We start from the raw sequence: 23,402 nt of genomic DNA on the forward strand, positions 1-23,402 counted from the left end.
CTCGATTTCTTCGGCGACGAGATCGAGACGATGCGCCATTTCGACCCCGCCGACCAGAAATCGACCGGCAAGGCAGCGGGCTTCACCCTGATGCCCGCCAGCGAGGCGTTGCTCGACGCGGACAGCATCAAGCGCTTCCGCGCCACTTATCGCGAGAAATTCGGCGCCAATGCCACCGGCGATCCGCTTTACCAGGCGATTAGCGACGGTCGGCGGCTGGCGGGAATGGAGCATTGGCTGCCCTTGTTCGAGGAACGGCTGGCGAGCCTGTTCGATCATCTCGGCGAACATGACGTCATCTTGCGCGATTCGGGGGCCGACGGGGCACTCGACAGCCGCGCCGAGGCGATCGAGGATTATTACGCCAATCGGACACGGGCGATGGTGTCCGATCCGGGCAGTTACCGCCCGCTACCCCCATCCGCGCTCTATCTGGCGCGGAAGGAATGGAAGGCCGCCGGGACCGATCGCGCGATCCATCTCGCCACCCCCTTTCCCGAACCGCCAAGCGACAAGGTCCTCGACTTCGCCGTCGACGGCCCGCGCGACTTCGCGCCCGAGCGGTCGCAGAACGTCAATATCTATGAAGCTGTCGTCGATCACGCAGACAAGATACGGAAGAACAACAAGAAAGTTATTTTCGCTAGCTACAGCAATGGGTCGCGCGAGCGGCTCGCTGGATTGCTCGGCGATCATGGCCTGACCAGCCTTGCCCAGGTCGCGACGTGGCAGGAAGCGCTTGGCTCGAGCATCCCGGCACTGATTGTCCTCCCGCTCGATCACGGCTTCACCGCGCCCGACGTCGCGGTGCTGACCGAGCAGGACATGCTTGGCGATCGGCTGGTCCGCCGCAAGAAGCGCCGCAAATCGGCCGACGCCTTCCTCGCCGAGCTGGCGGCGTTGTCGCCGGGCGACCTGGTGGTCCATTCCGATCACGGCATTGCGCGCTATGTCGGACTGACGTCGGTGATGGTCGGCAAGGCGCCGCACGATTGCGTCGCGCTGTCCTACGCCGGCGGCGACAAGCTTTATGTCCCGGTCGAGAATATCGACGTCTTGTCGCGTTACGGCTCGGACAGCGAGAAGGCGACGCTCGACCGACTCGGCGGTGAGGCGTGGCAACGGCGCAAGAGCCGGATGAAGGAGCGGATCCGCGCCATCGCCGGTGAATTGATCAAGACCGCCGCCGTCCGCGCCACGCGCCCCGGTATAGTCGCCGAAACCGACACTGCTTACCCGCAATTCGTCGACCGCTTCCCTTATGAGGAAACCGACGACCAGGACCGCGCAATCCGCGACGTGCTCGACGATCTGGCTGCGGGCAAGCCAATGGACCGATTGGTGTGCGGCGATGTCGGCTTCGGCAAGACAGAAGTTGCGCTGCGGGCGGCATTCGTGGCGGCGATGGCCGGATATCAGGTCGCTTTGATCGGCCCGACTACCTTGCTCGCGCGCCAGCATTACAAGAATTTCATCGACCGCTTCCACGGCTTCCCGATCGAGATCGGGCGGCTGTCGCGACTGGTTCCCGCAGCCGAGGCGAAGAAGACCAAGGAGGGGCTCGAAAATGGCACGGTCGAGATCGTCATCGGCACGCATGCGCTTCTCGCAAAGTCGATGAACTTCAAGAAGTTGGGGCTGGTCATTGTCGACGAGGAGCAACATTTCGGAGTCGCCCACAAGGAACGCCTCAAGGCCCTGCGCGCCGACGTCCATGTGCTCACCCTGACCGCTACGCCAATCCCGCGCACGTTGCAGATGGCAATGTCGGGCCTGCGGGAATTGTCGGTCATCCAGACCCCGCCGGTCGATCGGCTGGCGGTGCGCACCTATGTCGCGCCATGGGATCCGGTGGTGGTGCGCGAGGCGCTGCTACGCGAACATTATCGTGGCGGGCAAAGCTTTGTCGTCGTGCCGCGCATCGCTGATCTCGCCGACATGGAGGAATGGCTCCGCGAGGAAGTGCCCGAGGTCAAATCGATCACTGCCCACGGCCAGATGGCGGCGGGCGAGGTCGAGGAACGGATGAGCGCGTTCTACGACCGCAAATATGACGTCTTGCTGTCGACCACAATCATCGAGAGCGGGCTCGATATCCCGTCGGCCAATACCTTGATCGTCCACCGCGCCGACCGCTTCGGCCTCGCCCAATTGTACCAGCTGCGCGGCCGCGTCGGGCGGTCGAAGACCCGCGCTTACGCTTACCTCACAACCGCCCCCGACCGGCAGATGACCGAGAGCGCGGAAAAACGCCTGCAGGTGCTGGCCAATCTCGACAGCCTGGGCGCGGGGTTCCAGCTGGCGAGCCACGACCTCGACATTCGCGGGGCAGGCAATTTGCTCGGCGACGAGCAATCGGGCCACATCAAGGAAGTCGGATTCGAGCTGTACCAGGCGATGCTCGAGGAGGAGATTCTCGAGCAGAAATCGGGCGGTGCTGAACGCCGCGAGGAATATGCGCCGCAGATCAATGTTGAAGCGCCAATCCTTATCCCTGAGCTATACGTCCCCGATCTCGACCTCAGAATGGGTCTCTATCGCCGCCTGGGCGAGCTGGAGGATCGCGCCGGGGTCGACGAATTCGCGGCCGAGATGATCGACCGGTTCGGCAAATTGCCCGACGAAACCAAGAATCTGCTGACCATCGTCGAGACCAAGATCAATTGCCGCGCTGCATGCATCGCCAAACTCGACGTCGGGGCGAAAGGCGCGGTGGTGACCTTCATCGATCGCGGTTTCCCCGATCTTGGCGGGCTACTGGCCTATGCCGAGCGCTTCAAGGGCGCGGCGCGGCTTCGGCCCGACAGCAAGTTGGTGGTCAGCCGCGACTGGCCAACCGGCGAGGCGAGGCTTCAGGGGGCGCTGCAAATCTCGCGCGGGCTGGCGCGGGTGTTGGCGGCAAGCAAGGTGCTGGAGCCGGCCTAGGCCGCCTGCGCCGCCCGGCTCGCAGCGACGAACCGCCCCAATTCGGCCTCGTCGAGCGCGCCGGCGGTCAGGAAGCCCTGGTACAGGTCGCATCCCCAAGCCGCGACAAGCGCCAGTTGCGCGGCCGTCTCGACGCCTTCGATCACGACTTTCAGCCCAAGTTCGCTGGCCATGCCGATCATCGCCTTGACCACGATCCGGTCGCGGCTCCCCCCGACCAGGTCGGCGATCAGCCCGCGATCGATCTTGAGCGTGTCGAGCGGCAGGGACGTCAGATAGGCGAGGTTGGAGTAACCGGTGCCGAAATCGTCGATCGCAATCTCGATCCCCAGTGCGCGCAGTCGGCTGAGCCTGGTTGATACAATCGCCGGATCGATGACCAGGCTGCTCTCGGTGATTTCCAGCGTAAGTCTCTTGGGATCAAACCCCGCAATAGTCATTTCCGCGACCAGCCAGTCGTCATAACCCGCGCGCGCCAAATCCTCGGGCACCAGGTTGAGCGACAGGCGAAGCCCGGCAAGCGGCCCAAGCCATCGTCCCGCCATCCCGAGCGCCTTGCGCTGGATGTGCCGCGACAATCGCTCGGTCAGTCCAACCGCGGCTGCCCGCGCGAACAATTCCTCGGTCGACGCACCCGACCAGCGCGCAAGCGCCTCGGCCCCATCAACCATGCCGGTGCGCGGATCGCTTTGCGGCTGAAACCGTATTTCGATCGAATCAGCGGCAATCGCCCGCTCGAGCGAACGGTCGCGCACCACCGGCGTCGGCTGCTCGATCCGATCCGATCCTCTATTCCGCTTCATTGCCACGCCACTCCATTGGCCCGCGCCTGTACGCTTGTCGGGGCGCGTCCCCTACGCCGGCGTTGATCGCGCCCCGTTACGGGACAGTGGCGCTGGCCCGCGAAATGCCTATGGTGCGCCCGGTGACTGCAGCGACCCCCCGGCCCGCCACCAGCGACCGCGACCTCGCCGGGTCGGGGATCGGCCTGCTCGCATCCCCCACCGATGCAGCGCAGGCCGCCGAAAAGTCGCTCCGTCGCCGCTATGGTTGGGCCGACGCACATGACGCCACCTCGCTGGTGGTGATTGGCGGCGACGGGTTCATGCTGCAGACGCTTCACCGCATGCTCGAACGCGGCGATTGCAAGCCGATGTTCGGGATGAACCGGGGCACGGTCGGCTTCCTGATGAACGAATGGCGCTCGGACGGCCTTGCCGCCCGCATTGCGCGCGCCAAGGCGATCCGCGTTGCGCCACTCACCATGCGCGCCACGACCGTCACTGGCGAAGTGTTCACCCACCCCGCGATCAACGAAGTTTCCCTGCTCCGCGAAACCCGCCAGACCGCCAAGATCGAGCTTTCGGTGTCGGGCCGCGTGGTGATGCCCGAACTGGTGTGCGATGGCGTGCTGGTGGCCACGCCGGCGGGATCGACGGCGTATAATTTCTCTGCGCGCGGCCCGATCCTGCCGCTCGCCGCCAAGATGCTCGCCTTGACCCCGATCGCGCCGTTCCGCCCGCGGCGCTGGACCGGGGCGATCCTGCCTGACGATGTCTCGGTCGGCTTACGCGTGCTGGAGCCGGTCAATCGCCCGGTCTCTGCCGTTGCCGACCAGTTCGAAGTGCGTGACGTCGCGCAGGTTGACGTCAGCCTCGACCGTGATCGCTCATTGACCCTGCTGTTCGACCCCGAACATGCGCTCGACGAACGCATCGCGATGGAACAATTCACCACTTGAGGGTTGCGAATCGCAATTCGCTGCGTCATAGGCGCGAGCGTCCGCTTTGGACCGCTCCCCGATAGCTCAGCGGTAGAGTAGGTGACTGTTAATCACTTGGTCGTTCGTTCGAATCGAACTCGGGGAGCCATTTTCTTCTAGCGCTGGCGCCTAGCCGTCGATTGCGGCCATGAGCGACGCATTGCCGCCCGCTGCGGTGGTGTCGATGCAAGTCACCCGTTCGGTCGCCAAGCGCGCGACATAATGCGGGCCGCCGGCCTTTGGGCCGGTCCCTGACAGCCCTTCGCCGCCAAATGGCTGGCTTTCGACCACCGCGCCAATCTGGTTGCGATTGACGTAGATGTTGCCGACTCGAGCGCGCGCTTCCACCAGTTCGCGCACCGAATCAATCCGGCTCTGCAGTCCGAGGGTCAGCCCGAAGCCGCTGGCATTGATCTGATCGATCACCGCGCTTAGCTCCCCGCTCCTCCAGCGGATCACATGCAGGATCGGCCCGAAATTCTCCTGAGTGAGGTCGCTCAGCGAACCAATTTCGAAGATGGCCGGCGCAACAAAGCTGCCCTTCGCCGCCGCCTTGGGAAGCTCAAGCCGTCCGATCAACTTTGCACCCTTGGTCATTGCGTCCGAATGCGCGTCGAGCAATGCTTTGGCCTCGGCATCGATCACCGGGCCGACATCGGTTGCAAGATCACGCGGGTCGCCGATCGTCAGCGCCTCCATCGCGCCCTTGATCATCGCCAGCATCGGCTCGGCGACATCATCCTGCAGGAACAGCACCCGCAACGCCGAGCAACGCTGACCCGCGCTCTGGAACGACGACGCAACGACGTCGCGGGTGACCTGTTCGGGCAGCGCCGAGCTATCGACGATCATCGCATTCTGCCCGCCGGTTTCGGCAATCAGCGGGATGATCGCGCCGTCGCGGTTCGCAAGCCCGCGGTTGATTGCGCGCGCCGTGTCGGTCGATCCGGTGAACGCGACCCCCGCAATCAGCGGATGCGCGGTCAGTGCGGCGCCAACCTTGCCGTCCCCGGGCACCACCTGCACGACATCGCGCGGGATCCCGGCCTGGTGCATCAATTCGATCGCCAGCGCCCCGATCAGCGGCGTCTGTTCGGCCGGCTTGGCGATCGCTGCATTGCCCGCAGCCAGCGCCGCCGCGACCGGGCCGATGAAGATCGCCAGCGGGAAATTCCACGGCGAAATACAGGCGAACACCCCACGCCCGTGCAGCGTTAGTTGATTGAGCTCGCCGGTCGGGCCAGGAAGGATCACCGGCGCCGAGAACTGCCGCCGCGCTTCGGCCGCATAATAACGCAGGAAATCGACCGCCTCGCGCACTTCCAGCACGGCGTCGATCAGCGTCTTGCCCGCTTCGCGAATGCATAATGAAAACAATTGCTCGCGTTCATGCTCGAACCGGTCGGCGGCTGCATCGAGCAAATCCGCCCGCGCCGCGCCGCCAAGCACATTCCACGCTCCTTGCGCCTTCGACGCCGCGCGAACTGCCTCGTCGACCTCGGCCACGCTGGCCGCGATTACCTTGCCGATCACTTCGCCCCGATCATAAGGCGCGACCACTGGCGCAGCCTTGCCTTTGCCGCCGAGCGTCGGCGCCGCGACCCACAATTTCCCGTCGAGCGCGTCGAGCCGCTTGAGCAACGGATCGCGCACCCTGGGATCGCTAAGGTCGAGACCAGCGCTATTCTTGCGCCCCGGCCCGAAGATTGCATACGGCAGCGGGATCGCCGGATTGCGCCGCAGGCTCAGCTCCGCCAGTTCCGCCACCGGATCGCGCACCAGATCGTCGATCGCCACCGCCTCGTCGGCAATCCGATTGACGAACGACGAATTGGCCCCATTTTCGAGCAACCGCCGCACCAGATAGGCCAGCAATTCCTTGTGCGTCCCGACCGGCGCGTAAATCCGCACCGGGGTCCGCTCCTCGCCGATCCCGGCTTCGAGCTTGGCCAGTTCGTCGTACAGCCCCTCGCCCATCCCGTGGAGCCGCTGGAACTCGAACGGGGTGCCCCCCGCCAGCGCCTTCACCGCGCCGATGGTATTGGCGTTATGCGTCGCGAACGCCGGGTAAATACAATCGCTCGCGGCGAGCAAATGCCTGGCACAGGCGAGATAGGATACGTCGGTCGCGACCTTGCGCGTCCAGACCGGATAATCGTCGAGCCCCGCGACTTGCGCCGCCTTGATTTCGGTGTCCCAATAGGCGCCCTTGACCAACCGCACCATCAGATTGCGGTCATGCTTACGGGCTAATGCCGCGACCCAATCGCACAGCGGGACCGCGCGCTTCTGATACGCTTGCACCGCCAGCCCGAAACCGCCCCAGCCGCCCTCTGTTTTATTGGCGCCGAACAACGCATCGTCGGCGACCAGTGCCTCGATGATGTCGAGCGACAATTCGAGCCGGTCGGCTTCTTCCGCATCAATCGTGAAATGAACGTCGGCCACGCTCGCCTTCATCGCGAGGTCGCGCAGCACCGGCAGGATCGCTGCTTTGACCGCATCGGCATGATTCCACTCATACCGCGGGTGGAGTGCTGACAATTTGACCGAAATCCCCGGCGACACCTTGAACCCGCCGCTCGCCGCCTCGGCAATCGCATCGAGCGCATCGCTGTACGATTTGGCGTAGCGCGCCGCATCGGCATGGGTTCGCGCCGCCTCGCCGAGCATGTCGAAGCTATGTTCCTGCCCCGCCTTGCGCTCGGGCCCGGCGCGCTTCAACGCTTCATCGATCGTCCGCCCGAACACGAATTGCTTGCCGAGGATCTTCATCCCCTGGCTGACCGCCGTGCGGATCACAGGTTCACCGAGCCGCCCGACCGCCCGCCCAAGCGCCGCGCGCCATCCGTCCGACCGGTCATTGGCCTCGTCGAGCACCCTGCCCGTCAGCAACAGCGAGAAGGTCGCGGCATTGACGAAGGTCGACTTGGAATCGCCAAGTTTCTCGGCCCAGTCCGGCCCCGATAATTTGTCCGCGATCAAGTCATCGGCGGTCCCGGCATCGGGGATTCGAAGCAACGCCTCGGCCAGGCACATCAACGCAATGCCTTCGTCACTGCCAAGGTCGTACGCGGCCATGAACGCGTCGATCCCGGCCGGCTTGTGCCCGCGCACCGCCGTCGACAGCGACCGCGCCACCGCAGCGGCTTGGGACGCCTCGCTTTTGCTCAGTTCGGCTTGGACGAGTCGCTCGGCGACCAACGCCTCCTCATCGGGACGATAGGCCCGACGAAGCTGATTGCGATCGATCAACGCTTCCACCGCTTACGCAAGCGCGCCGTGGCAATGCTTATACTTGCGGCCCGACCCGCACGGGCATGGCGAGTTGCGGCTTTCGGGTTCAAGCGCGCCTTCGGGCCAGTCGGGCAACACGGTCTGCAATTGCGGCGCGAACATCGACGATCCGGCATCGCGATCGAAACTGTCGTCATCGCCCGACAGCGGGTCGAAATGGCTGGTAATGAAATCGGGCAGACCATTCGGCATTGGCGCCGGTTCGTTGAGTTGCACCTGCGATCGCATCAGCGTCTTGGTCACTTCCTCACGGATCGCCACCAGCAGCCGCTCGAACAGCAGGAACGCCTCCTGCTTATATTCGTCGATGGGCTTTTTCTGGGCGAAGCTGCGCAAGTGGATCACGGTGCGAAGCGCGTCCAACGTCGACAAATGATCCTTCCAGTGATGATCAAGCGTCTGGATCAATATTTGCTTCTCGACGTCGATCCAGCGGTCCATGTCGGCACCGGCTGTCTTCTCCGCCATCACCGCGTCGCCCATCGCCGACAGGCGCTCGACGATCACTTCCTGCTCGACCGCTTCTTCTTCCAGCCAGCTGTCGATCGGTGGTTGCAGGCCGAGCAAATCGTCGACCGCTTCCTTCAGTCCGGCGACATCCCATTGCTCGGGGAAGGTTCCCGGCGGGCAGGTCGCGGCGACCAATGATGCAATCGTCTCGGCGCGGAAGTCTTCGATCACGTCGCTGACATGGTCGGCGTCCATGATCTCGGCACGCTGCTCGTAAATTACTTTGCGCTGGTCGTTCATCACGTCATCGAATTCGACGACCTGCTTGCGGATGTCGTAGTTGCGCGCCTCGACCTTTTTCTGCGCGGTCTCGATCGCCTTGGAGATCATCGGGCTGACGATCGCCTCGCCATCTTCCAGATTCTTGTTCATCAGCCGCGCGAACGCCGTTTGCGATCCGAAGATGCGCATCAGATCATCGTCGAGGCTGAGGTAGAAGCGCGACAGGCCGGGGTCGCCCTGGCGGCCCGACCGGCCCCACAACTGATTGTCAATGCGGCGGCTTTCGTGGCGCTCGGTGCCGAGTACGAACAGCCCGCCGGCGTCGAGCACGCGCTGCTTCTCGGCCGCAATCTCGCCCTTGATCCGCGCGACCGCTTCCAGGCGCTCGGGGCCATCGGCCATGTCCTTCAATTCATCTTCGACCAGGAAGTCGATGTTGCCGCCCAATTGGATGTCGGTACCGCGGCCCGCCATGTTGGTGGCGATGGTCACCGCGCCCATGCGCCCGGCCTGCGCCACGATATGCGCTTCGCTCTCGTGGAAACGCGCGTTGAGCACCTCGTGCTTGATATTTTCCTGCTCGAGATATTCGCTCAGCATTTCCGATTTCTCGATGCTGACGGTGCCGACCAGCACCGGCTGGCCAATGTCCTGCCGCTTGCGGATTTCCTTGGCGATGGCCTGGAACTTGTCGGTGATGTTCTTGTAGAATTCGTCATCCTCGTCGATCCGCAGCACGTCGACGTTGGTCGGGATCGACACGACATTCATCTTGTAAATATCGAAAAACTCGGGCGCTTCGGTCAGGGCGGTGCCGGTCATCCCCGACAGCTTGGGATACATGCGGAAATAGTTCTGGAAGGTGATCGATGCGAGGGTCTGGTTCTCGGGCTCGATATTGACGCCTTCCTTGGCCTCGACCGCTTGGTGCAGCCCGTCGGACCAGCGGCGCCCGTCCATCATCCGCCCGGTGAATTCGTCGATGATGACGATCTTGCCGTCCTTGACGATATAATCGATGTCCTTCTTGAACATCTTGTTCGCCTTGAGCGACTGGTTGAGGTGGTGCACGGTCTGGGTGTTGGCGATGTCGTAGAGGTTCTGGCCCTCGATCAGCCCGGCTTCCTCGAGCATCCGCTCGGCCTTCTCGGTGCCTTCCTCGGTCAGCACGACCGATTTTTGCTTCTCGTCCAGCTCGTAATCGACCTCGACGAACTGCTTCACGATCAAATCGACCCCAGCATAAAGCTCGGACTTGTCGTCGGTCGGGCCGGAGATGATCAGCGGGGTGCGGGCTTCGTCGATCAGGATCGAATCGACCTCGTCGACAATCGCGAAACCGAACTCGCGCTGGACCATCTGGTCGCGGCTGAACTTCATATTGTCACGCAGATAATCGAAGCCGAGCTCGTTGTTGGTCGCATAGGTGATGTCGGCATTGTAAGCGTCGCGGCGGAGGTAATCGATCAGATTGGGAACGACGATCCCGACGCTCATGCCAAGAAATTTGTAGACTTGACCCATCCATTCGGCGTCGCGCGTGGCGAGATAGTCGTTGACCGTGACGACATGCACCCCGGTGCCGGGCAGCGCATTGAGATAGACCGCCAGTGTCGCGACCAGGGTCTTGCCTTCGCCGGTCCGCATTTCGGCAATCTCGCCGCGATGGAGCGCGATTCCGCCGATCATCTGGACATCGTAATGGCGCTGGCCGAGGGTGCGCTTAGCCGCCTCGCGAACCGTCGCGAACGCCTCGGGCAGCAAATCGTCGAGCTTGGTCCCGTCGGCGAGCCGCTTGCGGAACAATATTGTCTGGTTGGCAAGCTCCTCGTCGGTCAGCGCGCTGATCGTCGGTTCGAACGAATTGATCGCCTCGACGATCTTGCCGAGCTTGGCGACATAGCGGTCGTTCGACGATCCGAAGATCGATTTGGCCAGTCCGGCGATCATGATGCTAACAATTCCTCAAAAAACCCGGTGCCGCGGGGGCGCGAACAAGCGCCACCCGCGCGCGGGCGTGATTGGGGCGCGATGTAGGCAGCACCCCGCTTCACGTCAATCGAACAGGCTTGGTGGCCAAACGATCAGGCTTGGGCCGAACCCGGCTTGACTGCCGACTGGATTTCGGCTTCGAGCCACTGCTGGATCTGGCTGCGCGGCGCGGCGCCGACCTTTTGCGCGACGGGCATGCCGTCCTTGAACAGCACCATCGTCGGGATACCGCGAACGCCATAGCGCGTCGGGGTGTCGGGATTTTCGTCAATATTGAGTTTGAAAATGTCAACTTGGTCGCCAATTTCGCCGGCAATCTCTTCCAGCGCGGGGGCGATCATCCGGCACGGGCCGCACCATTCAGCCCAGAAATCGACCAGCACCGGCTTGCCGGCGCCCAAGACGTCGGTGGCGAAACTCTGATCGGTGACGCTACGCGTTCCCATAAATGATACTCCTGATAAGGCTTTGATGTTCATATGGGCGCTTGGGTTCCGCCGCTCAACCGCCAAGCGTGATGATTTTCGGTCCCGATGTGTAAAGCAACGCCGCTTCGACCCGCCGGCCGGGGAAAATCACCCGCACCGCGGCGCAATAGGCCTCCATCTGGCGGCGATGCGCGGCTGGCACTTCCGTCTCGCTCGCCGGGACCTGCAGTCCGGTCTTGTAATCGATCACCCGCACCAGTTCATCAGTCACCAGCAATCGATCCACCGTCCCGGCCACCACTCGGCCATCCTCAAGCACCGCCGCAATCGGCGCTTCGGCCAGCGATTCTGGGCCGAATAAGTCCTCAAATGAGGGGCTTAGCAATATATCGCAAACGGTCGCCGCATATGACGCTCGCAGTGCGACTGAACCAACATTCGCCGACCGCTCCAGCCACCGATCCGCCGCGGCAAGTCGCTTGTCTGGCTCGACCCCCGGCAGCCTCTCAAACAGCAAATGCAGAATCGTCCCCCGCCGCGCCGCATCCAACTCGCCCGGCTTGGGCGGCGGATAAGGCGTTGGGTCCTTATTCCCGCCAGAGGGCACCAGCGGACGCGGCGGCCGTTCTTCCTGGGGCGCCATCGCGCGCAGCCACTGCGGCAGGACAATCTCCGGCCGTCGATCGACCCGTCGCTTGGCGCGCGGCGCATCTCCCTTGGCCTCGAACAGCAATTTGCCTTCGTCACCCGGCGTCGCACCGATCGCGATCATCGCCCGCTCGACCCGCGCATGCCAGCTGTTGGGCACAGCAGTCTTCTTGCGTACCCCGGCGATCACCAGTCGCTCCCGAGCCCGGGTCAGCGCGACGTAGAGCAATCGCCAATGCTCGGCGAGGTCGAGTTCTTCTTCCTTCACAATCAGCTCCGCGAACGGTGAAACCCGCTCGGCCTTGCGCGGGCGGATCAGCGGTACCTTGCGGCCGTCGATCGGGAAGTCGAGCGGCGGATTGGTCGCGCCGAGCTTGGCCGGATCGGCGGTGGAGTCGGCGAGAATCACCACCGGTGCCTCAAGCCCCTTGGCCCCGTGAACCGTCATCACCCGCACCGCATCGACCGGAGCCGACGGGTCGCGCTTGATCTCGACATCGCCCTGCGCGAACCAAGCGAGGAAGCGATCGAGCGAATTGACGTCGTCGCGCTCGAACTCGATCGCCGCCGAGAGCAATTCCTCGATCGGGTCGCGCGCTTCGGGGCCGAGCCGGCGGATGAGCTTGCGGCGGCCATCGAGCGGCCCCGACAGGATGGTTTCGAGGAAGGTCGCGGGCGTGGTGTAATCGGCCATCGCCAGCAGCGAGCGCAATTGGTCGAGGGTTCCCGCATGCTCCCCACCACGATCCTGCAGCACCGACCACAACGCCTTGCCGCCACGATTATTGGCGACATCGTAGAGCTGGTCCTGGGTCCATCCGATCAGCGGCGAGACCAAAAGGTTCGCTAAGTTGAGATCATCAAGCGGCTGAACCGCAAACCCGACCGCCGCGAGCAAATCCTTGACCGCCAGCGGCCGATGGAGGTGCAGCCGGTCGATCCCCGCGACCGACACGCGCTCGGCAAACAAGCGCGCCACGATCAATGAAGCTAGCTCGCCGCGGCTCCGCACCAGGATCAGCACATCACCAGCCGACAGCGGCCGCCCGGTGCTGGCCATGACCGGCGCCTCGTCGATCCATCGCTTGACCGCCTGCGCCAAACTAGTGGCGTAGCGCCGCTCAGTATCGCTGATCCAGCCTTCGTCGCCGCTGTCGTCGCCTTCGTCATCGTCGATCGAGAAGGCTGGCCACCATTCGACTCGGCCCGGGCGGTCGGCGTGATGCGCATCGTGACGGTTCGGTCGCTCGGGCAGTCCCATTGCGTCATGTCCGACTTCGGCAATTACCCCGTCGACCAGGTCGAGAATGGCCGGCGATGAGCGGAACGAGGCATTGATCGACAATTCGCGAAACTCTTGAAACTGTTCGTCGCTGGTTTCGAGCGCAGCGGCGGCTTCGCGAACGCGCCCGCGCATCGCCTCGAATTCGCGCGGGTCAGTACCTTGGAATCGAAAAATTGCCTGCTTGAAATCGCCGACCATGAATATACTTCGCCAGCGCTTTTCGGTCTCGCTCGAGCCGCTGAAATATTCTTCGATCAATTGCCACACGATCGCCCACTGGTCGGCATTTGTGTCCTGCGCCTCGTCGACCAATATGTGATCGGTGCGGCGGTCGAGCTTGAAGCGCACCCAATCGCCCATGCCGGGGGTTTCGAGCAGGCGGCGAGTCCAGGCGATGAGGTCGCCAAAGTCGGCGACTCCAGCGGTTACCTTGGCGCGGGTGTAGGCGGCGGCATAGGCTTGACCAGCGCGTAGGCCGGCGGCCTGAATCGCGACTAACGACGCGGCGCTTTTCATGCTCAGTAGCCATTGGAATGCGCTGTAAGTATCGTCGCTAAGCGATTGATAATCGGGGTTGGCCTTGATTTGTCCGCTCATCACCTTGCGCGGCTCACCCTTGCCGGTCATGACCACGTTTGACACCAAGTGAAGCGTGTCGAAGCGGCCTTTCGGGTCAAGCGCCAACCAGTCCCGGATCGCCTCGACGTAGCTCTTTCCGCTGGCAGCGCCCCAGGCATCATTGCTCGCCGCCAAAGCATGGAGCAGCGCACAGTCGAAGGTTCCGTTAGCACAGGCATTGTGAAGAAATTCGATGGTATTCTCAATTGGAAGCTCAACCAATTTCCGCAACTGGCCCTCGATCTGGTCGCGGTCCCCGAGCCCGGCAAAGGCCTCGGCCCGCCGGGCGCAGGCGGCGAGGTAGGAAATCGCCCCCTCCTCCCCCAACCGCATCGACAGCGCCTGGATGTCGGCGATCAGGCCGGTATCGCCATTGGCTTCGGCCGAGGCGACGAGATCGGCGAGCGTCCGGCGCGCCAATTCCTGTTCAGCGCGGCCCTCGATGGGACGGAAACCCGGCGCGATTTCGGCTTCGGCCGGGAACGCTGACAGCAGGGTCTGGGCGAAGGCGTGGATCGTCTGGATGCGCAGCCCCCCCGGCGCTTCGAGGACGCGCGCGAACAAGCGGCGGGCGTGCTCCAGCTTTGCGGGAGTCGTTTCCTCACCAAGCGCAAACAATTCCTTGCGTAGCGCCGCGTCGGGCAGGCGCACCCAGGACGCGAGCCGAGCACCGATACGGTTGGCCATTTCCGCTGCCCCGGCCTTGGTGAAGGTCAGGCACAAGATGCTCTCGGGCCGAACCCCGCGCAGCAGCAGCAGGAATACGCGCGCGGTCAGGACATGGGTCTTCCCGGTCCCCGCCGAAGCCGACAGCGAGGCGTGGGCCGACGGATCGGCGGCGCGGCGCTGATCGCCTTCGAGTATATCCAATGGTTTGAGGCGACGCGACATGGCGAGACCCTAGCAAGCCCATCGACGCTTCCCAAGACGGCAATCGGCGAATATCATTGCCCTCACAACGGGAGACGATGAATGAGCGAGCAGGACGACGACAGTGGCGAGCGGCGGACCAAATTGGTCAAGGCCGGGGTCGCGGTCGGGATCGGTTCGGCAGCGATCGTCGCGGCCCTGCTCTATGCGTCGAAGGTCAAGAAACCCAAGCGGCCCAGTTGACCTGCAAAAGTGCCTGATTATTCGCGACCGTACCATTCTTCGAGCCGCATCAATTGATCATAGTCGCCATATGGCGCGAAGGCCGGGTGGAGCTTGGCTTCGAACGGTTCTTCGCCAGTCAGATATTTTGTGGCCAGTTCGACGAAATGCGCCTCGCTTTGGTTTAGAAACTCGCTTCCCCAAACTGCCCTGGGTGGCATCTTGAATCCAAATTTGCCCTTACTGTCCTTGGCCATCGACCAATATTCATGCGCCGTGGGAGTGCCGTCGATGTCGGGAAAACCACCGTCGCGCGCGATTAAGCCGAGCATTCCCAATTGCAGCGCGAAGCCGGCGTCGACCGCCTTGGGCTGGGGCGGCTTGCCGGTCTTGTAATCGACGATCGCCAGCGCGCCGTCCGCCAACCGATCGATGCGGTCGGCGCGGCCATATAACGTGATGTCGGCAATGGCGGTCTTGCCATCCTTCTCGGCAGCAATCGGCATTCGTCGGACTGCGCGATTGGTACGTTCCTGATCGGCGACCCAGGCAATCGATTCAAGCAGGCGCGGCTGCCAAAGCGCGCGTAGCATCGGGTGAATCGCGTCGCCCTCGACCAACTGGCGCGCTTGATCGATCAGATCGTCGGGGTTGCAGTCGCTGTCTTCTAGCCACGATTGGAGCACCTTGTGGACTGCGCTCCCCTTCCAAGCCGCGCTATGATCGGCGTCGACCGGATCGAGCTTGTGCAGGCCGAGCATGGCGCTGGCATAAAAAGCGAACGGGTCGGCTTTGAGGCGATCGACGTCGGTAACTTTGATCTGCTTGGGGCGAATTGCAGCGGGTGGGTTCGGCGCGGGTCGACCAGCTGGCAAATGCTCGCCAGGATCGTCGATCGCCGCGACATAGCGTTCGAGCTGGTGATCGCGCGCGAGGCCGCCGGTCATTGCCATCAACCGCAGCCATAGCCGAGAGGCGACGGTCGGCGATTTGGAATCGCGGCGCGCGCGGGTGATGAGCACGCGCGGCGCGCCGAGCGCGGAGGCGAAATCATGCGCCGACAGGCCAACGCGCAGGTCGAGCCCGGGAAGCCCAAGGATCGCGCGGATCTTGGGCGCAAGCCACGGGTCAGGCGCGGGCAGCGATGGCCACACCCCCTCGTTGAGCCCGCCGAGGATCATCAGCTCGGCATGCTGGAGTCGCGCTTCGAGCAGGCCCCAGATAAAGATGCGCGGATGGCCGCCATAGGGTGGGCGCACCGGGCGCTGGTCAAGCAGGTCGCGGAGCAAGGGGACCAGTTCGGTCGTGTCGAGAATCATCGCCGCGGCATCGGGCGCGGCTTCGAGGTCGGTGATCAGCTCAGCGGCCATTCGACCGTCAGTCCCGCTCCAAGCGCGGTCTGCGGCGAGCGCGGTTGTGGCAGTGCGCAATGCCGCAGCAAAGGCGGACAGGCTGAGGGGGGCGCGGAGTGACGCCTCGACCGATTCGAGTGTCGGCCGGATTGCTGCCCACGGTGCGTCAACTTTCTTCTCGGCGAAATGACGGTCGAGTCCGGCTAGGCCGGCAGGCGGTCGCGGGCCGCGCAAGGCGCGGTCGAGGGCGCGGGCGTTGGTCAGCCAGGTGGCGCGCTCGACCCCGTCCCCGCCGACCAACGGGTGTTTCACCAAGGCGAGCATCGCGACCGGGGCCATGGCCTCTGCGGCGGCGGCGGCGATGGCTAGCAATAAGGTGCCAGCGGGTGCCTGGCTGAGTGGTCGGCCCGCGCTGTCGTCAGCGGCGATTCCCCAGCGCGCAAGCAAGGCTGATACGCGCGCCGCAAGCACCCGATCAGGAGTCACCAACGCGGCGGTCTGACCGGGGGTCTCGAGCGCTTGGCGTAGCGCAATGGCGATCGCCATGGCTTCGCTTGCCGGGTCGGCCAGTTCGACCGCGCGGATCCCGGTCAGGCGGCGCTCGGGCGGCGGCAACCGACTCCATTTGTCGCTGAAATCGGCGGCGGTCATCGCATTGGCGACCGCCCGACCGCGCACCGCAGGCGAAGCCGCTCGCCCGCCGCCGCGCCACAGGCCGACTTCACCGCGCGCAACGTCGATCCGGTCGAGCAGAAATTTGAGATGATATTGCGGGTGGCTTTGCTCCCCGCGCCCGTCATCGTCGGGGCCGAGCGCGTCCCATTCCTCGTCGCTCATGACATCGGCCAGCGCGAGGCCGGGGAGAATGACGGCACCGTCAGGCATGCGCGAAACCGTGCGAAGCAGGGCAGCGACCGCTGGAGCGGCAGTGGTGATACCAGCGGCGATGGTGAAGCCCGGCGGCGGCTTATCCGTCCAGCGGCGGGCGGTAGCACGGAGCAGGCGGTTGCGGCGGTCGGTCAGGTCGATCGCACCGCGCCGGGCAAGCTCGGCGGGCCAGGCGGTTATGATCGTCTGCAACCGGTCGAGCGATTTCTGCCAATGGCTGGCGAGATCGTCGGCCGTGGCGACCGCATCAGCGAGCTTTGATGCGGGCACTTCCTCGATCGTCAGTGCGTCGAGCGTGCGGGCGAGATCGGCGGCGAGGCGCATCGCTTCCGCCGCGCTTTCGCCGCCGCGCCGGACGATTGCGGCGAGGGCAAGCTGGCGGGCGAGCGGGTCGATCGCGGGCGGAACGAGATCCTCATCATCGGCCACGTCGAGCGCCCCGCCGATACGGTCGTCGAGGTCGGGATCGCCGACTGCGATCAGTCGCGGAAGGACTAGCCCGCAGCCGCTGGCACGGACGAACGCCTCGGTAACGCTGCGAATAGCGCGATTGTTAGGCAGCAGGATGCGGCCCCCGGCAAGCGCCATTGGATCACGACCGTAACTTGTGATCAGCCCCGCAGCGAGCGAGTCGGCGAAGCTGCGGTGCGCCGGAATGGAGAAGACGGATGGGCCGGAGCGCGGCTCATTCATTGATCAGTGCCGCCTCGGTATCCTTGATCGAGCGCGGGGTGCCGACATCGAACCACAAGCCCTGGTGGACAAGGCCGAAGCAGCGTCCCGCCTCGATCGCGCGGTCCCACAAGATGTTGGTCGAGAAAGCCCCGTCTGGCGCGTTGGCGAGCAAGCGCTTGGAGACGATCTGGATGCCGGTGAAGACATAAGGCGCGATCCGCGAGCGGGCGCGGCGGCTGAGGCGGCCGAAGCGGTCCATGCGGAAATCACCCTGCCCGCGATGATTGCCGGCGCGTGCCTGCGGGACGAGCAGCAGGAGAGCGTCCATCCGCTCGTCGTCCCACCCGCTGGCGAGCAATTTGAGGCCATCGGCGGGACCGTCGATCCAGAAATTGTCGCTATTCACGACCAGGAATGGATCGCAGTCAATCATCGGCGCCGCCTGGACGAGGCCGCCGCCGGTTTCCAGCAACAGCGATCGCTCATCGGAAATGGTGATCGCGAAATCATCGGCTTTCGTCGCGAGATGGGCTTCGAGCTGGTCGGGGAGATAGTGGACGTTCACGACAAGCTTGCTGACGCCGGCGGTGCGCAGCCGGTCGAGGACATGATCGATCAACGGCTTACCGTTGAGTTCGACTAGCGGCTTGGGTCGGGTGTCGGTGAGCGGGCGCATTCGCTTGCCCAGCCCGGCGGCCATGACCATCGCGGTGTTGGGGACTTCGGCCGCAATTTCGTTGCGAATACGGAGCGAGCGGCGGACGGTCATCGGGCGTCAGCCCAGGCGGCGGCGCGTTGGTTGACGGGGATGTTGGCGTCGAACCAACTGCGGACGGGTTCGAGGCCGGGCTGAGCGAGATCGCGTTCGAGCAGCTCCCACATGCGTGGCTGGAATGCGCGGTAATGCGGTTTACCGTCGCGCTTCCACAGCCGGACGAACACGCCGAGGATTCGAGTGTTGCGTTGGGCAGCGAGCGCCCAGTAGGCGGGCTCGAATGCGGCGGCATTGCCGGTAGCGGCGATGTAGTGGTCGAGCATCGCGCGTTCGAGCGCGGGCGGGACATCGCGGCGGGCGTCTTCGAGAACGCTGGCGAGATCATAGGCCGGATGACCGGCGAGCGCGTCCTGGAAATCGAGCAAACCGAGATGCGCGACCCCTTCTCGGCCCGCGACGAGCATGACGTTTTCGGCATGGTAATCGCGCAGCACGGTGACCGGGCTGAGGCCATCATCGGCAACCGGGGCGAGGATTTGGGTCCAGGCGGCGCGGTAGCCGTCGCGGTCGACATCGAGGCCGAGTGCGGGCGCGTACCAGTCGGGAAAAAGCATCAGTTCGTCGAGCCACTGGTCGAGGCCGTGGGGAGACAGACCAGACATCGGGGCATGACCGTGGAGCTGAACCAATAGGTCGGTCGCGAGTTGGTATAATTCTTCCTCACGCGCCGGGTCGTCGTCGAGCGTTTCGCGCAGGCGGGCATCGCCAAGATCGCCGAGCAGGAGCAGGCCGCGGTCGAGATCGCGGGCGAGGATTTCGGGAGCGGTGAGCCCGACCCCGCCAAGCCATTCGGCGACTGCGATGAACGGCCGCGGATCTTCATGCGGCGGCGGGGCGTCCATCAGCACCGCCTGGCGACCTTCGCCGATGATCCGGAAGTAACGGCGGAAGGAGGCGTCGCCGGCCAGCGGCTCGACCCGCGCGCCGGCCCAACCCGAGGCGGCGAGAAACTGGTCGAGGCCGTCGGGCAGAATCATGGTTGGAAGTGGGGCGGTGGCCATCGCCCTTCCCATGCCGCCGGGACCGATGCTGTCAAGCCGCGACTCTCCGGGCCGGTGATGGCGAACGTCAGACGGAGTGCATCGGGCCAGGCCGCCGGGCCGGCATGTTCGGGCCATTCAACCAGCAGGACCGAATCCTCGCCCGACGAATCGAGGCCGAGTTCAGCGAGCTCGCCGGGATGTTCTATGCGGTAGAGATCGGCGTGAAGCAGTACTCCGAGCAGCACATGATCGTAGGGAATAACGATTGCGAAACTGGGGCTAGGAACCTCATCTTCTTGGCCAAGAGCCGCCAGCAAGTGTCTTATAAACGTCGTCTTTCCAGATCCCAAGCCACCAGACAGGCCCACGATATCGCCTTTGCGCAGCACGGGTGCCAAAGCGGCCGCAAGCGCCGCGGTGGCGGCTTCGTTAGCGAGGATCATGACGGCGCGCGGGGGATGACGAGGGTCACGCTGGTGCCCTTGCCGACCACCGATTCGAGGGTCGCGGTGCCGCCATGCGCCTCGATGAACTGGCGGGTCAGCGGCAAGCCGAGGCCAAGCGCGGCATCACCCTTCCCGACCCCACCGATGCGGTGGAAGCGGGTGAACACTTGTTGCTGATCCTCGATCGCAATCCCCTGCCCATTGTCGGTGATGATGATCGTCACCGCGCCATCGTCGCCCGATGCCGCGAGCTCGATCCGCCCCTTGTTGGGGGTGTAAGCGACGGCGTTGCGAAGCACATGCTCGATCGATTCGCGGATCCGCCGCGCATCGCCAATCACCACCCCGGTCGACGGGTCGATGGCAAGACTGAATTTCTGCTTGCGATCGAACACGCGCGGCTCGATCGATTCGCCAACCGCGCGGCACAGCCCCGCGATGTCGATCCGCTCGCGGTCGAGCACCACGGCGCGGCGATCACCCTGGGTCAGGTCGAGCACATCGTCGATCAGCTTGGCGAGCCGTTCGACCGATTCGAGGATCGCATCGACATAATCGGAGGCAGCGGGCGGGAGCTTACCAGCGTAGCCCTGCGCCAACATTTCGGCGAACCCGCCGATCGAGGTCAAAGGGGTACGCAATTCGTAGCTCATCCCGGCGACGAAGTCGGTCTTGATCTTGTCGGCTTCTTCCAGCCCGGTAGCGCGCTCCCGGAGCGCAGCCTCGATCCGCGAGGAATCGGTGACATCGACCATGGTGAACAGTGCATTCCCATCCGGCAGCGGGACGGCGGCATATTCGAAATGGCGGCCGTCGGTCATCGACACGCGGCCAGTGCCCGACTGGCGCCCAGTAGTAGTGTCGCGGACCATTTCGCGGACTTGCGCAGCAGCGGTCGGGTTGACCAGTTTCTTGGCCATCGCCGGAACCAGTTCATCGACCCGGGGATGCTCGGCGAGCCAATCCTCGTCCAGATCCCACACCTGGCAGAAGCGGCGGTTCCACAGATAGAGGCGTCCGTCGGAGGCGAATACGCTGATTGCCTCGAACAGATTGTCGAAGGTGGCGGTGCGAACTCGGAGCAAGGTGTCGCGCGAGGACGACAGGCGAACCTGCTCGGTGCGATCCTCGAAGATCATGCGCAGCCCGCCATCGGGGAGCGGCTGGGCGACCACTCGCCAATGGTCGCCGTTGGTCAGGATCCAATCCTCGGTGAAGGCATCCTCCGGCGAAAGGAACCAGTCGCGGCGCTCGTTCTTCCACGCGGGAAAATCGCGCACTTCGGGGATGCGGCCATTGTCGCGCATTTGTTCGAGCAGGCGGTCGAATTCGGGCCGTTCGTTGAGCGACGCCGGATCGATCTGGGTCATCGTCGCGAATGGCTGATTGAAGAAGGACAATGAGCGGTCGGAATCGAACTGCGCCACCGCCGCGGTCATTCGGTCGGCCAGCTCGCGCTGCGACAGCAGATTTTGCGCGAGATCGAAGCGCGCGTCTTCGAGGTCCTGGATATCGATCGCGAATCCCGCGACCGCGCCGGTGGGCAAGGGAACGTCGACCAGTTTGAGCATCCGCCGTTCGCCGCCGATCGTCGCCGGCTGGGTGCGGATATAGGGCCGACCACCCTCGAGCGCGGTCACGGCACCGGCCTTGGCCCCCTCGTCGCCCGGGCTGTCGATCAATTCGCTGCCGAGCGCGATGACTTCGGCCGCATCGCGCCCCTCGACCGCCGCGACAAAGGCGGAATTGACCAGCCCGAGCGTCATGTCAGGCCCGCGATACCACATCGGGAACGGTGCGCTTTCGATGAGGTGGGTCAGCGCGTCGAGCGCGGCTTCGGTCCGGCTGAGCTGGGTGGCGAGCTTGAGCCGCTCGGCCTCCGCCCCGGTGGCGTCGAACAGCCACAGCAATAGGGTACCGGCGGCATAAGGCGGTGGGGCAAGACCGCCGCGCACCTCGACCGCGCGGTCGGAACCGGCAATGCACACTTGGCGAGCGATGGCGGTGCCGCTGATCGCGCTCGACTGGATGTCGGCTTTGAGCGCTTCGAGATCGGCCGGGTCGATGCCGAGGCCGTCGTGGGCGAGATCGTCGAGACGCGCGGGCATCGACGCGAGGCCAAGATCGCGCTGGAGCAAGGCGTCGGTTTCGATCGCGCCATCGGGGCGAACGATCAGCGGTCGCGCCGGGACCGAGCGGAGCAGGCTGGCCACCGAGCGCGCGCCGCCAAGCAAGGCATTGGCACGGCTGATCCGGCGGCTGGCAAGGATCATCAGCAACGCCGCAATCGCCACCCAGAAAGCGGCGAGGATGATGATGACGGTCGCGAGCCCCGGCGTGATCGTCATGAGGATGAAGCGGTGCCCGGCATGGCCAAGGTCATAGGGCGGGACACGGCAAAGAAAAAGGGCGGCGCGCCATCCCGCGCACCGCCCTCAAACTTAGCCGCGAAGGACTTAGTACCGATAATGATCGGGCTTGAACGGGCCGGTCAGCGGGACGCCGATGTAGGCGGCTTGCTTGTCCGACAGCTTGGTCAGCTTGACCGAGAGCTTGTCGAGGTGAAGCGCGGCGACTTTCTCGTCGAGGTGCTTGGGAAGGACATAAACGTCATTCTTATATTGCGCCGACTTGGTCCACAGCTCGATCTGCGCCAGCATCTGGTTGGTGAAGCTGGCCGACATCACGAAACTTGGGTGGCCGGTGGCATTGCCGAGATTGACCAGGCGGCCCTTCGACAGAATGATCAGTTTCTTGCCGTCGGCGAACTCGACCTCGTCGACCTGCGGCTTGATCTCGACCCACTTCATGTTGGCGAGGCCGCCGATCTGGATCTCGCTGTCGAAGTGGCCGATGTTGCAGACGATCGCCATATTCTTCATCGCGCGCATGTGATCGACGGTGATGACGTCCATGTTGCCGGTGGCAGTGACGAAGATGTCGGCGCGGGTCGCCGCCTCTTCCATCGTGACGACTTCATAGCCTTCCATCGCCGCCTGCAATGCGCAGATCGGATCGACTTCGGTGACCAAGACGCGCGCGCCGCCGTTGCGGAGTGAGGCAGCCGAGCCCTTGCCGACATCGCCGAAGCCAGCGACGCAGGCGACCTTGCCGGCGAGCATGACGTCAGTGCCGCGACGGATCGCGTCGACCAGGCTTTCCTTGCAGCCGTACAGATTATCGAACTTCGACTTGGTGACGCTGTCGTTGACGTTGATCGCCGGGAACGGCAGCTTGCCCGCCTTCGACAGGTCGTACAGGCGGTGGACGCCGGTGGTGGTTTCTTCCGACACACCCTTGATGTTGGCGACGGTCGCGGTGAGGTAGCCCGGACGATCCTTGAGGAAGCGGGTCAGCGTTGCCGCGAACACTTCTTCTTCCTCGTTGGTCGGGGTGAACAGGGTTTCGCCGGCTTCGACGCGCGCGCCCCACAATGCGAACATGGTGGCATCGCCGCCATCGTCGAGGATGAGGTTGCAGGTCTGGTCGCGGTCGGTTTCGGTC

General features: G+C 64.2%; 14 protein-coding genes and 1 tRNA gene. 4 read left to right on the forward strand and 11 right to left on the reverse strand.

The window, feature by feature from the left end:
• A partial coding sequence (gene mfd / locus RMN73_RS04110) for a transcription-repair coupling factor (protein ID WP_309602046.1) occupies nucleotides 1–2,925 on the forward strand: 2,925 nt, incomplete at its 5' end.
• Here mfd and RMN73_RS04115 read toward each other — a convergent pair.
• Nucleotides 2,922–3,728 (reverse strand): EAL domain-containing protein, encoded by an 807-nt coding sequence (locus RMN73_RS04115; protein ID WP_309602047.1) that lies wholly within the window; start codon nucleotides 3,726–3,728, stop codon nucleotides 2,922–2,924. The two genes, mfd and RMN73_RS04115, sit on opposite strands and share 4 nt — an antisense overlap.
• Nucleotides 3,729–3,832: 104 nt before the next feature.
• On the opposite strand from RMN73_RS04115, the gene RMN73_RS04120 reads away from it, so the two are divergent.
• Complete coding sequence (locus RMN73_RS04120; protein ID WP_309602048.1) at nucleotides 3,833–4,666, forward strand: NAD kinase; 834 nt, start codon at nucleotides 3,833–3,835, stop codon at nucleotides 4,664–4,666.
• Nucleotides 4,667–4,721: 55 nt separating this feature from the next.
• A tRNA-Asn gene (locus RMN73_RS04125) sits at nucleotides 4,722–4,796 on the forward strand.
• Nucleotides 4,797–4,816: 20 nt separating this feature from the next.
• Here RMN73_RS04125 and putA read toward each other — a convergent pair.
• The 4 genes from putA to addA form a co-directional block, all read right to left on the reverse strand.
• Nucleotides 4,817–7,951, reverse strand: a complete 3,135-nt coding sequence (gene putA / locus RMN73_RS04130; protein WP_309602049.1) for a bifunctional proline dehydrogenase/L-glutamate gamma-semialdehyde dehydrogenase PutA — start codon at nucleotides 7,949–7,951, stop codon at nucleotides 4,817–4,819.
• A gap of 3 nt (nucleotides 7,952–7,954) precedes the next feature.
• Nucleotides 7,955–10,666, reverse strand: a complete 2,712-nt coding sequence (secA, locus tag RMN73_RS04135; protein WP_309602050.1) for a preprotein translocase subunit SecA — start codon at nucleotides 10,664–10,666, stop codon at nucleotides 7,955–7,957.
• A 134-nt stretch (nucleotides 10,667–10,800) separates the two neighbouring features.
• Nucleotides 10,801–11,154, reverse strand: a complete 354-nt coding sequence (trxA, locus tag RMN73_RS04140) for a thioredoxin (protein ID WP_309602051.1) — start codon at nucleotides 11,152–11,154, stop codon at nucleotides 10,801–10,803.
• Nucleotides 11,155–11,209: 55 nt separating this feature from the next.
• Complete coding sequence (addA, locus tag RMN73_RS04145) at nucleotides 11,210–14,578, reverse strand: double-strand break repair helicase AddA (protein ID WP_309602052.1); 3,369 nt, start codon at nucleotides 14,576–14,578, stop codon at nucleotides 11,210–11,212.
• Nucleotides 14,579–14,659: 81 nt separating this feature from the next.
• Between addA and RMN73_RS04150 the strand changes: the two genes are divergently transcribed.
• Complete coding sequence (locus RMN73_RS04150; protein WP_309602053.1) at nucleotides 14,660–14,800, forward strand: hypothetical protein; 141 nt, start codon at nucleotides 14,660–14,662, stop codon at nucleotides 14,798–14,800.
• 17 nt (nucleotides 14,801–14,817) lie between these two features.
• Here RMN73_RS04150 and addB read toward each other — a convergent pair whose 3' ends face one another.
• From addB to RMN73_RS04180, 6 genes are all read right to left on the reverse strand, one after another.
• On the reverse strand, nucleotides 14,818–17,712 hold the full coding sequence (gene addB / locus RMN73_RS04155; RefSeq protein WP_309602054.1) for a double-strand break repair protein AddB: 2,895 nt from the start codon (nucleotides 17,710–17,712) through the stop codon (nucleotides 14,818–14,820).
• Nucleotides 17,705–18,463, reverse strand: coding sequence for a nucleotidyltransferase family protein (locus RMN73_RS04160; protein ID WP_309602055.1), 759 nt, complete (start codon nucleotides 18,461–18,463; stop codon nucleotides 17,705–17,707). The genes addB and RMN73_RS04160 overlap by 8 nt, the downstream gene beginning before the upstream one ends.
• On the reverse strand, nucleotides 18,460–19,446 hold the full coding sequence (locus tag RMN73_RS04165; RefSeq protein WP_405051522.1) for an aminoglycoside phosphotransferase family protein: 987 nt from the start codon (nucleotides 19,444–19,446) through the stop codon (nucleotides 18,460–18,462). Before RMN73_RS04165 ends, RMN73_RS04160 begins: the two co-directional genes overlap by 4 nt.
• On the reverse strand, nucleotides 19,443–19,895 hold the full coding sequence (gene tsaE, locus RMN73_RS04170) for a tRNA (adenosine(37)-N6)-threonylcarbamoyltransferase complex ATPase subunit type 1 TsaE (protein WP_309602057.1): 453 nt from the start codon (nucleotides 19,893–19,895) through the stop codon (nucleotides 19,443–19,445). Before tsaE ends, RMN73_RS04165 begins: the two co-directional genes overlap by 4 nt.
• Entirely contained in the window at nucleotides 19,892–22,246 is a 2,355-nt protein-coding gene (locus RMN73_RS04175) for a PAS-domain containing protein (protein WP_309602058.1), read from the reverse strand. Before RMN73_RS04175 ends, tsaE begins: the two co-directional genes overlap by 4 nt.
• A 108-nt stretch (nucleotides 22,247–22,354) precedes the next feature.
• On the reverse strand, nucleotides 22,355–23,402 hold a 1,048-nt coding region (locus RMN73_RS04180; protein ID WP_309602059.1), incomplete at its 5' end, for an adenosylhomocysteinase.

It is taken from the genome of Sphingomonas sp., from assembly GCF_031372575.1.
Classification (GTDB): domain Bacteria; phylum Pseudomonadota; class Alphaproteobacteria; order Sphingomonadales; family Sphingomonadaceae; genus Sphingomicrobium.

Coding starts and splice junctions, on each gene's coding strand:
- addA (WP_309602052.1), bottom strand. CDS start 14,578: ATGTCGCGTCGCCTCAAACCATTGGATATACTCGAAGGCGATCAGCGC.
- RMN73_RS04150 (WP_309602053.1), top strand. CDS start 14,660: ATGAGCGAGCAGGACGACGACAGTGGCGAGCGGCGGACCAAATTGGTC.
- addB (WP_309602054.1), bottom strand. CDS start 17,712: ATGAATGAGCCGCGCTCCGGCCCATCCGTCTTCTCCATTCCGGCGCAC.
- RMN73_RS04175 (WP_309602058.1), bottom strand. CDS start 22,246: ATGACGATCACGCCGGGGCTCGCGACCGTCATCATCATCCTCGCCGCT.
- trxA (WP_309602051.1), bottom strand. CDS start 11,154: ATGGGAACGCGTAGCGTCACCGATCAGAGTTTCGCCACCGACGTCTTG.
- RMN73_RS04115 (WP_309602047.1), bottom strand. CDS start 3,728: ATGAAGCGGAATAGAGGATCGGATCGGATCGAGCAGCCGACGCCGGTG.
- secA (WP_309602050.1), bottom strand. CDS start 10,666: ATGATCGCCGGACTGGCCAAATCGATCTTCGGATCGTCGAACGACCGC.
- RMN73_RS04160 (WP_309602055.1), bottom strand. CDS start 18,463: ATGACCGTCCGCCGCTCGCTCCGTATTCGCAACGAAATTGCGGCCGAA.
- tsaE (WP_309602057.1), bottom strand. CDS start 19,895: ATGATCCTCGCTAACGAAGCCGCCACCGCGGCGCTTGCGGCCGCTTTG.
- RMN73_RS04120 (WP_309602048.1), top strand. CDS start 3,833: ATGCCTATGGTGCGCCCGGTGACTGCAGCGACCCCCCGGCCCGCCACC.
- RMN73_RS04165 (WP_405051522.1), bottom strand. CDS start 19,446: ATGATTCTGCCCGACGGCCTCGACCAGTTTCTCGCCGCCTCGGGTTGG.